Origin of the sequence: Sphaerisporangium sp. NBC_01403 (assembly GCF_045040145.1) — a bacterium.
GTDB classification, from domain to species: domain Bacteria; phylum Actinomycetota; class Actinomycetes; order Streptosporangiales; family Streptosporangiaceae; genus Sphaerisporangium; species Sphaerisporangium viridialbum.
The window spans coordinates 9965243-9978780 of record NZ_CP109534.1 but is presented as its reverse complement, the minus strand read 5'-3'; the positions used below and the strand labels follow the sequence as shown (position 1 = coordinate 9978780).

Below are 13538 nucleotides of genomic sequence, written 5' to 3'. Positions count from 1 at the left end.
AGAGGGGCCCTCGAATGAGCGTTCTCCAGCGTCCCCGGCGATCCGGAATGCGCGCGCACGGGCCATTGCTCGCCGCGGTGGCGGTGTCCGGCGTGGCCGGCGTCGTCGCGCTCGCCGGGCTGCTCGTGGACGACCGGGTGCTCACCGGCGAGCCGATCTGGCTGAAGCCGTTCAAGTTCTCGGTCTCCGTCGCGCTGTACGCGGCGACGCTCGCCTGGATGCTGTCGCACCTGCGGCGAGGCCGCCGGTGGGGCCGGTGGCTGGGCACCGTGATCGCGGCCATGGTCGCCGGGGAGCTGGTGCTGATCACCGTGCAGGCGTTCCACGGCCGGATGAGCCACTTCAACGTCCAGACCCCGCTGGACCGCCTCGTGTGGAACGGCATGACCGCGATGGTGGTGACCCTGTGGGTCGCCAACCTGGTCATCGCCGTCCTGCTGGTCACGCAGCGGTTCGAGGACCTCGCGATGGCGTCGGCGATCCGGCTCGGCACGGTCGTGTCGCTGGCCGGCATGGCGCTCGGCTTCTCCATGACGACGTCCACCCCTGCGCTGGACTCCATGCGGAGAGGCGTGGGCGACGGCATCACCGGCGCCCACAGCGTGGGAGTGCCCGACGGGGGGCCCGGCCTGCCCGTCGTCGGCTGGAGCACGTCCGGGGGCGACCTGCGGGTGGCCCACTTCCTCGGGATCCACGCCCTCCAGGCGATCCCGCTGCTCGCCGTGGCGCTCGGCGCACTGGCGCTCCGGACGGCCTGGCTGCGCCCCGAGCGGGTGCGCGTACGGCTGGTCCGCATAGCCGCGGGCACGTACGCGGGAGTCGCCGCCGTGGCCGCCTGGCAGGCGCTTCGGGGACAGCCCCTGACCCGCCCCGACGCGGCGACCCTCGTCACGTTCGTGACGCTTCTGGAAATGACGGCCGCCGCCGCCGCGGTGGTGCTGTGGATGGGGCGGCGAGACGCGGCGGGTGCCCCGACGAGTGCTCCGGAGGAGACGATATGTCCGTCGACGCCCCCCTCAGTTACGGCCAGCTCTTCAGCTGGCGAGAGATAGAGAGGTACCCGCAGGACTGGATGCGCGACGCCAACCTCCCGACGGCGTGGGACCTGCGGGGCCTCCCGCTGGACCGGGTGCTGACGGCGCTGCGGCTGCTGGTCGACCGGCACGAACCGCTGCAGACGACCTACCACGTCCAGGACGGGCAGCCGGTGCAGCGCGTCCACCCGGCCGTCACGTTGCCGATCGAGCGTGTCGACCGCGTGGTCGCCAGCCGCGAGGTCCCGGAACAGGCCAAGGACGAGCTGGCCGCCATCGGGTTCCCGATGACCGGCGCCCTGGGCTGGCGGGGGGTGCTGGTCACCACCGACGGCGCCCCGGTGTTCCTCGCGCTGTCGTTCTCCCACCTCATCCTCGACGTGTGGTCGATCCACCACCTGCAGGACCAGTTCCGGGCCCTGGTGGCCGACCCGCGTGCCACCGCGCGCATGGGGCCCGCGCCCCGCGAGCTCGCGCGGCGGCAGCGGAGCGGCGGGGTGTGGCGCGAGCGGCAGGAGAGCTCCGAGCGGTACTGGCGGCGCGTGCTCGCCGACGGGCTGATGGACGGGCTCCCGACGTTGCCCGCGGGCGTGAAGCGCAACCGCCTGGAGGCGACGCTGCACTCGCGCCGGCTCGGCGGCCTCGCCTCCGAGGCCGCCAGGCGGCTCGGGGTCACCGCGCCGTCGGTGGTGACGGCCCTGATCGCCGCGGGCCTCGCGCGGTACACCGGCACGGACCGGGTCACGCTCAGCCTGATGGCCTCGAACCGGTTCGCGCCGGAACACCAGGACATCGTCAGCACGATGAACCAGCTGATCCCGGTCGTCGCCACCGTGGACCACGCGTCCTCGCTCGCCGAGCACATCAAGCGCCTGCACTGGGCGGGCGCCCGGTCGTACCGCTACTCCTGCTACGACTTCGACCGCGTGGCCGCGATCGCCGCCGAGGTCGGGGCGCGGGAGGGCAACGGCCCGTCCCACGACTGCTGGGTCAACCACCTGTTCCGGTGCTGGATCAACTACGTGCAGCTCGACCGCCATCCCTCGGACCCGGCCGACCAGGCTCCGGCCGAGCTGCTGTGGACGCCCCTGGCGCAGCAGTACGGGCAGCCCTTCCGCGTGCGGGTGTCGGTCCAGGGCGGCCGCACCAGCGTCCTGCTGCTGGCGGACCCCACCGTCATCCCGGCCGAGGGGATGATCGACATCCTGCGCGGCCTGGCGTTCGGCGCGCAGCTCGCGGCGACCAACCCCGAGAGCAGCCTGAAGGATCTCTGGAGCATCCGCGGCGAGGACCTCCCGCCGTCACTGTTCCCCCAGGAGATCGCCACACCGCCGAGCTAGCGGACCCCGGAAAGGGCCCGTTCCGGGCCCTTTCCGGTCAGACGAGGACCTCGGCTGGGGTGGGGTGGCTCAGGAACGCGGTGGGGCTCGCGGTGAGGCCGTACGCGCCGGCCTGGAACAGCACGATGAGGTCCCCCACCTCGGGCATCGGCAGCGCCACGTCGTCGCCGAGCAGGTCGAGCGGGGTGCACAGGCAGCCGACCACGGTCACGGTCTCCTCGGCGGGGTCGTCCATGCGGTTCCCCACCGCGATCGGGTAGTTGCGCCGGATGACCTGGCCGAAGTTGCCGGACGCCGCGAGCTGGTGGTGCAGCCCCCCGTCCACGACGACGAAGGTCTTGCCGCGCGACACCTTGCGGTCGACGACGCGGGTGACGTAGACGCCGGCCTCGCCCACCAGGTAGCGCCCCAGCTCGACGACGATCCTCGCCTCGGGCAGGCGGGGGCGGATCACCCGGTCGACCAGCTCGGCGAGGTTCTCCCCGATCGGTTCGAGGGCGAGCGGCCTGTCCCTGTGGGAGTACGGGATGCCGAAGCCGCCGCCGAGGTTGACGTACCGCACCGGGCCGGGCGCGGCCCACGCGAACCCGAGTACGAGCTCGGCGGTCCTGCGCTGCGCCTCGCAGAGGCTGTCGGCGTGCAGGTTCTGCGAGCCGGCGAACACGTGGAACCCCTGGAAGTCGAACTCCGCGCCCGCCAGGCTCGCGAGCACCTCGGGCACCCGCTCGGAGTCGACGCCGAACTGCTGCGGCCCTCCCCCGAGCCGCATCCCGGAGCCGCGTACCGTGAAGTCGGGGTTGACCCGCAGCGCGACCCGGGCCGGGACGCCGAGGGCCCTGCTCGTCGCCCGCACCCGGGCGATCTCCAGCTCGGACTCCAGCTCGACGGTGACGCCCGCCGCGACCGCCTGGGTCAGCTCCTCGACGGTCTTGCCGGGTCCGGCGAAGCTGACCCGGCCGGGGGGCACGGGGGTGTCGAGCGCGTGCCGCATCTCCAGCGCGGACGCCACGTCGAAGCCGTCGACCAGGCCGCTCATGTGCTGGAGCAGGGCAGGCATCGGGTTGGCCTTCACCGCGTAGCTCAGCTCGATCTCGCCGGGCAGCGCGGCGCGCACGGCGGCGACCCGCCGGCCGATCAGCTCCCGGTCGTAGGCGAAGAACGGCGTGCCGCCCACCCTGGCCGCCAGCCTCTCGACGGGGATGCCGCCCACGGTCAGCGAGCCGTCGTGCCTTCCGGACCATCCGGACGAGCGGCCGGGCATCACGGCACCATCCGGCGCAGCTCGCCGCGGTCGAACTTGCCGTTGCCCGACCTCGGCAGCTGAGAGAACACCGCCACGCGCCGGGGGACCATGTATCTCGGCAGGTCGCGTTCCAGCGCCTTCATCAGCGTGCCGGTGTCGCAGGCCTCCCCCGTCGGTCCCGTGACCGCGAGCACCACGTGCTGCCCGAGTTCCTCGTCGGGGACGCCGAAGGCCACCGCCTCCGACACCAGGCCGGTGGCGTACGCCGCCTCCTCGACCTCCGTGGGGCTCAGCCGGTACCCCGACGTCTTGATCATGTCGTCGGTGCGCCCGACGAAGTACAGGAAGCCGTCCTCGTCGCGGTAGGCGACGTCGCCCGACCACACCGCGATCTCGGCGCGCGAGGCGCCGCCCCCCGGCGGGTACGGACGGAACCGCTCGGCGGTGCGCTCGGGGTCGTTCCAGTAGCCGAGCGACACGAGCGCGCCGCGATGCACGATCTCGCCCTCCTCGCCGGGGTCGCAGACCGAGCCGTCCGGCCGCACCACCAGGACCTCCGCGTTGGGGATCGCCTTCCCGATCGAGTCGGGCCGGCGCCCGGCCTCGGCCGGGTCGAGGTAGGTGGAGCGGAACGCCTCGGTCAGCCCGTACATCAGGTACGGCTTCGCCTCGGGGAAGGTGTCGCGCAGCCAGGCCAGGGTGGCCCCGGGCATGCGCCCGCCGGTGTTGGCGAAGTACCGCAGGCGCCCGGTGGCCTCCTGCGGCCACTTCCTGGTCGCGAGCTGGAGCCACAGAGGCGGCACGCAGGTCAGGCCCGTGACGCCGTGCCGGGCGCACAGGCGCACGACCTCCGCGGGCGTCAGGTAGTTGACCAGCACGACGTGCGCGCCGGCGACGAAGGACGTCGTGAGCTGGCTGAACCCGGCGTCGAAGCTCAGCGGGAGTACGGCGAGCACCACGTCGTCGCGCGTGTGCCGAAGGTAGGCGGCGACGCTCTCCGCGCCGGCCAGCACGTTGCGGTGCGACAGCACGACGCCCTTCGGCGAGCCGGTGCTGCCGGAGGTGTAGAGGATGGCCGCGACGTCGGCGTCGATCACCCCGTCGCCGTCCCCGTGCGCCGGCTCCCCGGCCGCGCAGAGCCGTTCCCACGTGGTGGCTCCGGGCCCCGGATCATCCCCGTCGCCGATGAGCACCAGGTGCGGCGGCGACTCGCCCGCCTCGATCCGGGCCCCCAGCGTGCGGTGACGCTCCCAGGTGGTGACCACCACGCGGGCGTCGCAGTCGGCGACGACGTACGCGACCTGCCTCGGCCTGAACAGCGGGTTGACCGGGACGAGGACCCCGCCCGCCGAGGACACGGCGAGCATCGCGACCACCGTCTCCACGCGCTTTTCGAGGTACACGACGACCCGCTCGCCGCGGCGAAGCCCGAGGCGCCGGAGGCCGGCAGCGGCCAGGCCGACGCGACGGGCCAGCTCGCCGTAGGTGAGGGTCTCGTCCTTGAAGGTCAGCGCCGGGCGATCGGCGTCGCCGCAGCACAGCAGATCATCGACCCGGGTCAGCATCCGCGATCCTCACGCCTGCTTCTCATTTCGACGCCACCAGCACGGAGAGCGCCCGCCAGAGCGAGCCGACGGTCGCGAACGTCTCCTCGTCGAGGATGTCGTCGGGAAGCTCGATGTCGTAGCCGTCCTCCAGGGCGACCAGCAGCTGCACGACGCCCATCGAGTCCAGTCCGAGGCCCGCGAGGTCGTCGAACGGCGAGAGGTCCCCCGAATCCGCATAAGGCAAATGCGGCCGCAGGATATTCTGGAACTCGTGAGGTATTTCTATTTCAACCATGGTCATCGTGCCACCTCACAGTGAGGGCCGAGCGCATCAGGCGACCTGGACAAATGTCGCCCCCGCCCACCCTCACCGAATGCGCGGGCCCGGTCAAGCCCGCCGTGCATTCTGAAAGGACCGGCCCGGTGGCAGGTTGTCACGTTCCTGAAGATGCCACCGCGCCGTCGTTGTAACGCCCTTCAGAAACGCCAATTCTCAATCGCATTCAACTATCCTGAGAAGCGCTGTCGATCCGACGACCGGTGAGTCGCACCGCCGGCGAACGGCGCAATCGTGCGGAGTGGGTGTCGCGACCGACTGTTGGAGGCTGAGTTGTCCGCTGCCAAGAACGCCAATCTCTGCTGGGGCCAGCGTTACATGTGGCTGAGGTACCACCAGCTGCCGCCGCGGGAGCGACACGAGACGCACATCGTCCTGCACCTGGAGATGCCGTACGACGTCACCGTGGCGAACTGCAGGGCGGCGGTCAACTACCTGACACGCCGGCACGAGGCACTGCGCACCACATATCACCTCGACGGCGGCGACCCGCAACAGCGCGTGCATTCTCCGGCCGCTCTTCCGGTCATTCACGTGACCACGGAAAAGGATGGCACGGCCGCGCCGGGCGAGGTCGTGGAAAAGCTCACCACCACCGAATTCGACCTTTCCACGGAATGGCCCATCCGCGCGTGCGTCATCACCACGGCGGGCGTTCCACGGCAACTCGTCCTCGTGCTCAACCATCTGGCGGTCGACGTCTGGACCGTCCGGCAGATCAAGCGCGAGCTCAAGGTCCAGTGCGCCGGGTTCAGCTCCCGGCGGCCCGCCTCCCTGGAGCCGGTGCGCCACCAGCCGATGGATCTCACCCGGTACGAGTCCTCGCGCGCGGCCGCCGCCATGGCGGAAGGCGCCATGGCGTTCTGGAGAGAGGAGATCTCGAAGCTGCCGGCCGACACGTTCGGCGCCAGGCGCGTGCCCGACGCCGAGCCCACGGCGCGCGGCGCCACGCTCACCTCGCCGTCGATGCTGGACGCCAGCCGCCGCATCGGCGCCCGGCACCAGGTCTGGCCGTCGCTGGTCCACGTGACCGCGTACAACATGCTGATGGCCGCCTACACCGGCAGCGGCACGGCCGGCCACCTCTCGTTCACCAGCAACCGCGAGTCCAGCACGTACTCCGACGTGATGACCTGCATGTTCTCGCCCCTGCTGCTGCGGGTCGACTGTCACGACGACCCCACCTTCTCGCAGCTGCTGCGGCGCGTCGCGCAGCGCTTCGAGCGGGCGCAGGCCCACTCGTACGTCCCCTATGACGAGGTGGTCGAGCTGGTGTCCCGCGAGAGCACGCGGCGCGGGCGGGCCGTGCGCATCGGGTCGGAGCTGAACTTCATCAAGCAGGCGTCCCGCGACTCCAAGGCAAGGCGCACCAAGTTCACCTGGACCCCGGCCCCCACGGGCTGGGCGCTCCACGGCGGGGACACCTACTTCCGCATCGACGAGTGGCGCGACGCCGTCGTCGTCACGCTGAACGCCGTCTCCTCGGTGATGGACGCCGAGGCGATGGAGCGGTTCCTGCGGGGCTACGAGGCCGTGTTCCAGGCGCACGACGACCCGTCGGCCGACCTGCGGATCAGCGGGGTCGCCCGGCTGGCCGGCTTCGCGCCGCCGTCGCCGCCCGCCGGGGGACGGACGGCGGGCGCCGGGGACGACCTGGTCGACCTCGAAAGGATCGAGGCCGTGCTCGCCCTCCATCCCGCCGTCCGCCTCGCCGAGGTGTCCTCGGACGGGACGGGGCGGCTGGTGGCGCACGTCGTCGCCGACCAGCCGGTCACCCCCGCGCGGCTCCGCGCGCACTTCCTCGGCCATCTCTACGACCACCACCCGGTGCGCTGCCCGGACTGGTTCCTGATCCAGGCCCCCGAAGGCGTCGCGGCGGGCTCCCCGGAGGCGGAAGGAGACGGGCGCGGCGCCGAGCCCGCCTCCCCCATGGGCGAGGCCGAGCAGACCCTCGCGGCCGTCGTCCGCGAGGTGAACGGTCTCGACGACCTCGACCTGTGCGACAGCTACACCGGCGCCGGGGGAAGGGCCCTGCGGATCCCGCGGGTGCTGGCCGTCCTCGCGGACCACGGGTGGGTGGGGATCTCCGTCCACGAGCTCACCAGTGCCCGGCCGCTGCGCGCGCTGGCCGGCCGGCTGACCCCGGTCGCCGCGACCGGGCCCGAACTCCCACCCCGGAACCTCGCCGAGGTCCCGCCGGGCGCCGGCGCCGAGCGTACGCCCTCCGGACCCGCCCCGGCCCGCTACCGGAGCGGTCGTGTCACGCGCCTGCCGGAACAGGCGCACCGGGTGGCCCCCGCCCTCGCCGAGGAGACCGTGCGGTGAGGACCCGGACCATCTACCCGTACCCAGAACTTGAGCAAGACGGAGTGGTTTCAGATGAGTGACGCTCTCGCAGGCAGTGCCGCCAAGGTCGTGAAGACCCACCAGCTCGTCGGGTCGGAGCAGGAGCTCCGCCAGGTGATCGACCGTGAGCTGTCGGCCGCCGACCTGGACAAGCTGGTGGTCATGGGCGGCCACTTCATGCTCTTCGAGGACGAGACCACCGGCCGGCTCGTGCCCGGGGTCATCGAGGAGCAGAAGTCCGACACGATGCGGCGCAGGATCTCCGGCCGCGTGGGGATCTTCCCCGGATACAGCTGGACGCTGTCGGTCGACCTGCTCACGTCCTACGCGGAGACGTGCGACGACGTGCGCCTGCTCCTGCTGATCAACGACTGGCAGTACGTGCCGACGGCGGGCCGTCCGGCGAGCGAGCTGCGGGCCGAGTTCTTCGAGGAGTTCACCCGGCTGCCCGCCGAGTACGAGAAGGTCCTGCGCAACTCCGGCCTCTCGCCTGAGTGCGTCCTGCCGAGCCGCAAGCACGCGCTGTCGTTCCCCGAGACGTGGCTGAAGTACCGCTTCCAGAAGGCCGCCGACAAGTTCGTCAAGCAGGGGCTGCTGGAGAAGCGCGTCCTCGACTCGGCCAGGAACGACACCGACAAGAAGGACACCGAGGTCGCCTTCCTCGACGCGGAGGGCAACTACCGCACGCTGATCAGCTGCGGCATCACCGGATGCGCGGGCGAGATCACCGAGATGATCTCGGAGGTCCACCGCGCCGGCTACCGGACCCTCGTGATCTTCGCGCCGGGCGAGTGCCTCGCGCCCGTACAGACCGGGGTGGACATCGCGCTGAACCTCTACCGGCTGCCGGGCATGGTCGTGGTCATCGCCGACCCGGGCGGGAGCGGCGAGATGTCGACCGACGAGATCTACTCGAAGCTGGTCACGGTCAGCACCTTCCGCAGCTGACGCGCGCGGCAGCGCAGGCGAAACACCGACGGTGACGGACGGGAACATGAAGGTCATCTATCTGGACAACTGCGCCACGACTCGCGTGGACGACGAAGTGTTCGACGCGATGCTGCCCTACCTGCGGGACGACTTCGGCAACCCGTCGTCGCCGCACGTGCTCGGCAAGCGGGCGCGCCGCGCCGTGGACTCCGCCACCGACTCGGTGGCGGCGCTGCTCGGCGCCTCGCCCGAGAGCATCGTCTTCACCTCCGGCGCGACCGAGAGCAACAACATCGCGCTGCTGGGCATGTTCGGGCACGCCGACCGCGCGCCGGTCAACGCGCTCTTCTGCCCGACCGACCACAAGTCGTCGCTGGCGATCGGCCGGGCGCTGGGCAACCGGGGCATCGACATCCGCACGATGGACGTGCGCCCGGACGGGCTGGTCGATCTCGCGGGGTTCGCCGAGCGCCTCGACGTCCACTCGCGCGTGGCGACGGTCGCCTGGGTCAACAGTGAGATAGGCACGATCCAGCCGGTCGCGGAGCTGGCCGCGCTCAGCCACGCCGCCGGGTGCCTGCTGCACGTGGACGGCGCCCAGGCCGCGGGCCGCGTCCCGATCAGCGTGGCGGGCGCGGCGATGGACACCCTCTCGATCTCGGCCCACAAGATTCACGGGCCGAAGGGCATCGGCGCCCTGTACGTGAAGCCGGAGATCCGCCGGCGCCTGCACCCGACCACCTACGGCGGCGGCCAGTACGAACTGCGCAGCGGGACGATACCCACCCACCTGGTGGTGGGCCTGGGGAAGGCCTGCGAGCTGGCGCTGCGCCGGCTCGACGCCGACTGGGAGCGCGCCACGCGGCTGCGCGCCACGGCGCTGGAACTGCTCACCGCCCGGCTTCCGGGGGTGCGGGTCAACGGGTGTCCCCACGCGGGGGTGCCCCACATCCTGAACCTCGTCCTGCCGGGAGTGCGCGGCGAGAGCCTCGTGGCGAGCCTGCACTCGGTGGCGCTGTCCACCGGGTCGGCGTGCAACTCGGCGTCCCAGGAGCCCTCGCCCGTGCTGACGGCGATCGGTGTCTCCCCCGAGGACGCGAACAGCTCCATCCGCGTCTGCCTGGACCCTGGCATGGACGAGGAGGAGCTGGTGCGCGGCATCGAGCTCGTCTGCGAGCGGGCCGAGAGCCTGGCCGATGTGGTCGTGGCGATGCAGGGCGCGCGATGACCCTGGCCGCCGGTGGCATCGCGGCGCGCCCCCCGCGGGCAGGACGCGGCGCGCGCGATGACACCCGGCGGCGCCGGACGGACGCGGGCGCCATCACGTGAGGTTCGCGGAGAACCTGCGAGCCGCCTGGACCCCCGCCTGGAACCGGCTCGTCGCGTCGAGGTCGCGCATCAGCGTGGCGATGTGACGCCGGCAGCTGCGGACCGACATGCCGAGCTTGCGGGCGACGATCTCGTCGGTGTACCCCTTGGCCATCAGCCCGGCGATGGCCTGGAGGAGGTCGTCGGCCACGTTGGCGTAGCCGGACTCGACGCCCTCAAGGGGTGTCGCCCCGTCCCACAGGTGGTCGAACAGGTCCAGGAAGAACTGCGCGACCCCGTGGTTGTGCACCCGCGCGACGTTGGTCTCCCCGTCCGACAGCCCGAACAGGACGACCAGCGACCGGTCGAAGACGACGGCGGACCTCGGGATGTGGCTGGTGGTGCACACCGCGGCGCCCGCGTCCGTCAGCTTCTTGATCTTCATCCGGGTGGAGAGGTCCGCGCGGTCCCTGTGCTGGCAGATGATGCGCACGGTGATGCCCCGCCCGAGCAGCGGCAGGTAGGCCAGCGAGAGCTCCTCGGCGTCGCTCTTGCTCGACTGCAGGATGAGCACCTCGTCGCGGCAGGCGTCGCCCGCCATCTTGAGGAAGCCCCTGACCTCCATGGTCCCCACGAGGTACTCGATGGAGGTGGACCCCGAGCTCTGGCCGCCCGTACCGGCGTCGTCCTGCCGGAAGACGTCGATGCGCTCGCGGATCTGGTCGATCAGCTCGCGGCGCTGGTACATCTCGCGCTCGACGGAGGAGACCAGCGAAGCGGTCGCGACCTCGGGATCGACCGGCACGTACCGCCGGCCCACGGCGTTGTCCTCCGTCCTGAGCAGGCGGCTGGCGACGAGGTGGTCCACCGCCTCCCGCATCTCGTGGATCCCGATGCCGAGATCCGCCGCCGCCACCTCAAGGGCCTCGATCGAGCCCTTGCGCGCGGCATAGCGGTACACGTCCCTGACATGGTCGGCGCCGACCGGTGCCGCGCCGGCGAATAATGTGGCCATCGTCTTCATGAACTCCCCCTCATTGTCTTGTCACCTTCATCGAGACCCGCCCTTCCTGGAACGGCCGGTGAGCAACATACGGATGGCGGATCAGGTCAGCGTCCGGGTTCGGCGGCCGAACAGCACCAGCGAGAGGCCGAGCAGGAGGGCCGCCATCCCCGCCAGCACGGCGACCTGGAGGAGCACCGAGCCGATGCCCGTGCCGGGCTTCGACAGGGTGAGCAGCGCGTCCATGCCCCAGGCGTGCGGGAAGAAGTGGCCGATCGTGTTGAGGGGCTCCCCCGCGGCCTCCTTGGGCCACAGGCACCCGCCCAGCATGCCGAGCACGATGCCGAGGGGCGGGCCGATGGCGGGCGCCTGCTGCGACGACTTCACCAGGCTGCCGACCAGGATCGCGGCGCCGGTCGCCACCAGCGCGAACACCCCGACGACGGCGGCGACGCCCAGGGGGTCCCCCCAGGAGACGCCGAACACGGCGCTGCTGACCACCATGATGAGGACGGCCTGAGCGACGGCCACGATGAACCTGCTCAGCGCCTCCCCGAACAGCACCGACCGTCTCCGCACCGGAGCGGTGAGCGAGCGCTGGATCATCCCGAGCCTGAGGCTCTCCGCGAGGGCGGCGGCGACGGCCATGGAGTTGATGAAGGTGAACAGGAGCAGGTTGGCCGGGGCCGTGTAGGCGAACCCCCGGGGATGGGCGCTCGTCGTGCCGGAGGACACCACGGCGACGCGGCCGGACTCGGCCTGCGCCTTGCGGACGTACTCCTCGGCCTGCTGCGGGGACGCGCCGGCCGTCCTGGCCGCCCGGGTGGCCTCCAGCACGGCGGCCACCTTCCCGACCGCGACGTCGACGGCGCTGCGCGCCGCCATGCCGCTGCCGTTCGCCTGGGTCATGACCAGCTCGAACTTGGTGGATCCCGGCGGGATCACCAGGCCCGCCGCCAGGGAGCCCTCGCGGACGCCCACCCGCAGGTCGTCCTTGGTGTCCACCCGTGTGATCGCGAGGTCGGGGTGCTTGCGCAGCTCGTCCAGGACGGCCCCGGTGACCGGGTCGGTGCCCTGGGCGACCACGCCGACGGGCAGCCGGGAGGCTCCCGTGGCGCCGCCGCCGAGCGCCATCCCGACGAAGACGATGGTGACGAAGGGCATGACCACCATGAAGAACAGGCCGACCCTGTCCCTGGAGTGACGGCGCAGGTTGGCGGCCACCAGCGCCAGCACAGGACGGGGCCGGAGCCGGTCCGCGATCGGGCGTGACGTCATACGAGCAGCCCCTTCCTGAACCCGAGGGCCGCCAGGCCGCTCGCCACCAGCGCGATGGCACAGAGGACGGCGATCGGCACCGCCACCGTGACCACGCCGCCGCCGGAGCCCGCGAGCCCGGTCAGCGCCGTCGAGGTCCAGCCGTTCGGCGTGAGCAGGGCGATCTTCTGCAGCACGTCGGGGAGGTTGTACATCGGCACGAGGCTGCCGCCGAAGAACGCCGCCACGAACGAGATGACCATGATCACCCCGTCGGCCTGGGCGTCGGTCTTGGCCCTGCTCGCCACCAGCATGGTGATCGCCGTGGCGGCGAGGACGTGCGCGACCAGCAGCGTGAAGACCGCCAGCGGGTCGCCCCAGGTCGAGCCGAAGATGAGCACGGAGGAGGCCCAGGTGACGCAGACGCTGACCACCGCCAGCGCGAACCCGACGGCCGCCTTGCCGACGATCGGCACCCACGGCCGTATCGGCGCGGCCAGCATCCGGTTGAGGGTGCCCTGCTTCCTCTCGGTGAGCAGGCTCCTGAACGACGCGCCCACCACGAAGAAGGCGAACAGCGCCGCCATGCCGGAGCCGTAGTACACCGACAGGTCGACCTTGCCGCCGGCCATGGGGTCGTTGGTCAGGGTCAGCGCGGGGCCCGCCGCGCCGTTGCGCTCGACGAACTCCTTGAGCCGGTCCGCGGGCACCCCGGCCTGCTGCGAGGCGCGCACCGCGAGCGTGCGGGCGTCCACCAGCGCGGAGATGTGGTCGACGATGGCGTTGGCCACCACGCCGGCCAGCGGGGCCTCGGCGGAGGTGAGCACGTTGACCTTGCCGCCGTCACCGGCCCCGACGCTGCTGCTGAACCCCTGGGGGAACACGATCGCCGACCCGATGTCCCCGGCGTCGAGCGACTTCTGCGCCTCCTGTGCGCTCGGCAGGTCGCGGAGCGTCAGCGTGCCCTGGAGCTCCTTGGTGGACATCACCTCCTTGCGCACGCTCGCGGGGAACTCCCCGCCGTCCAGGTCGACGAAGCCCACCGTGGCCCGCAGCGGCGGGTCGTCCCCGCCGAGGGCCAGGCCGAACAGGGTCGCCAGGGCCACGGGGACGACCAGCGCGATCACCAGGGCCGTGCCGTCGCGCAGCCGGGCGCGCAGCTCCATGGCGCTTACCGTAAGAAGCGATCTCAA

At 71.7% G+C, this 13538-nt stretch carries 11 protein-coding genes; 5 read left to right on the top strand and 6 right to left on the bottom strand.

The annotated features are described in order from the left end of the window. The first annotated feature begins 14 nt into the window (after window positions 1-14). Entirely contained in the window at window positions 15-1052 is a 1038-nt protein-coding gene (locus OG589_RS44935; protein ID WP_405145059.1) for a hypothetical protein, read from the top strand. Further along, complete coding sequence (locus tag OG589_RS44930) at window positions 998-2374, top strand: condensation domain-containing protein (RefSeq protein WP_405145058.1); 1377 nt, start codon at window positions 998-1000, stop codon at window positions 2372-2374. The genes OG589_RS44935 and OG589_RS44930 overlap by 55 nt, the downstream gene beginning before the upstream one ends. Window positions 2375-2411: 37 nt before the next feature. Here OG589_RS44930 and OG589_RS44925 read toward each other — a convergent pair whose 3' ends face one another. Genes OG589_RS44925 through OG589_RS44915 form a run of 3 tightly spaced genes read right to left on the bottom strand, consistent with a single transcriptional unit; the run spans window position 2412 to window position 5408 of the window. Then, the gene (locus OG589_RS44925) at window positions 2412-3635 is read right to left on the bottom strand and encodes a pyridoxal-dependent decarboxylase, exosortase A system-associated (protein ID WP_405145057.1); all 1224 of its coding nucleotides are present in this window, start codon (window positions 3633-3635) and stop codon (window positions 2412-2414) included. Then, a complete protein-coding gene (locus tag OG589_RS44920; RefSeq protein ID WP_405145056.1) occupies window positions 3635-5182 on the bottom strand; it encodes an acyl-CoA ligase (AMP-forming), exosortase A system-associated in 1548 nt (515 codons plus the stop codon). Before OG589_RS44920 ends, OG589_RS44925 begins: the two co-directional genes overlap by 1 nt. Window positions 5183-5204: 22 nt before the next feature. Beyond that, complete coding sequence (locus OG589_RS44915; RefSeq protein ID WP_405145055.1) at window positions 5205-5408, bottom strand: phosphopantetheine-binding protein; 204 nt, start codon at window positions 5406-5408, stop codon at window positions 5205-5207. Window positions 5409-5774: 366 nt separating this feature from the next. Between OG589_RS44915 and OG589_RS44910 the strand changes: the two genes are divergently transcribed. Genes OG589_RS44910 through OG589_RS44900 form a run of 3 tightly spaced genes read left to right on the top strand, consistent with a single transcriptional unit; the run spans window position 5775 to window position 10005 of the window. Beyond that, complete coding sequence (locus OG589_RS44910) at window positions 5775-7826, top strand: condensation domain-containing protein (RefSeq protein WP_405145054.1); 2052 nt, start codon at window positions 5775-5777, stop codon at window positions 7824-7826. 54 nt (window positions 7827-7880) lie between these two features. Continuing rightward, complete coding sequence (locus tag OG589_RS44905; protein WP_405145053.1) at window positions 7881-8795, top strand: hypothetical protein; 915 nt, start codon at window positions 7881-7883, stop codon at window positions 8793-8795. Window positions 8796-8841: 46 nt separating this feature from the next. Then, window positions 8842-10005 (top strand): cysteine desulfurase family protein, encoded by a 1164-nt coding sequence (locus tag OG589_RS44900; protein ID WP_405145052.1) that lies wholly within the window; start codon window positions 8842-8844, stop codon window positions 10003-10005. Between the two features lie 93 nt (window positions 10006-10098). Here the strand turns inward: OG589_RS44900 and OG589_RS44895 are convergent, their stop codons facing one another. From OG589_RS44895 to OG589_RS44885, 3 genes are all read right to left on the bottom strand, one after another. Further along, window positions 10099-11109, bottom strand: a complete 1011-nt coding sequence (locus tag OG589_RS44895) for a hypothetical protein (RefSeq protein ID WP_405145051.1) — start codon at window positions 11107-11109, stop codon at window positions 10099-10101. 81 nt (window positions 11110-11190) lie between these two features. Then, entirely contained in the window at window positions 11191-12366 is a 1176-nt protein-coding gene (locus tag OG589_RS44890) for an ABC transporter permease (protein WP_405145050.1), read from the bottom strand. Beyond that, on the bottom strand, window positions 12363-13511 hold the full coding sequence (locus OG589_RS44885) for an ABC transporter permease (protein ID WP_405145049.1): 1149 nt from the start codon (window positions 13509-13511) through the stop codon (window positions 12363-12365). The genes OG589_RS44890 and OG589_RS44885 overlap by 4 nt, the downstream gene beginning before the upstream one ends. Window positions 13512-13538: the final 27 nt, after the last annotated feature.

Coding starts and splice junctions, on each gene's coding strand:
- OG589_RS44935 (WP_405145059.1), top strand. CDS start 15: ATGAGCGTTCTCCAGCGTCCCCGGCGATCCGGAATGCGCGCGCACGGG.
- OG589_RS44930 (WP_405145058.1), top strand. CDS start 998: ATGTCCGTCGACGCCCCCCTCAGTTACGGCCAGCTCTTCAGCTGGCGA.
- OG589_RS44925 (WP_405145057.1), bottom strand. CDS start 3,635: ATGCCCGGCCGCTCGTCCGGATGGTCCGGAAGGCACGACGGCTCGCTG.
- OG589_RS44920 (WP_405145056.1), bottom strand. CDS start 5,182: ATGCTGACCCGGGTCGATGATCTGCTGTGCTGCGGCGACGCCGATCGC.
- OG589_RS44905 (WP_405145053.1), top strand. CDS start 7,881: ATGAGTGACGCTCTCGCAGGCAGTGCCGCCAAGGTCGTGAAGACCCAC.
- OG589_RS44900 (WP_405145052.1), top strand. CDS start 8,842: ATGAAGGTCATCTATCTGGACAACTGCGCCACGACTCGCGTGGACGAC.
- OG589_RS44895 (WP_405145051.1), bottom strand. CDS start 11,109: ATGAAGACGATGGCCACATTATTCGCCGGCGCGGCACCGGTCGGCGCC.
- OG589_RS44890 (WP_405145050.1), bottom strand. CDS start 12,366: ATGACGTCACGCCCGATCGCGGACCGGCTCCGGCCCCGTCCTGTGCTG.
- OG589_RS44885 (WP_405145049.1), bottom strand. CDS start 13,511: ATGGAGCTGCGCGCCCGGCTGCGCGACGGCACGGCCCTGGTGATCGCG.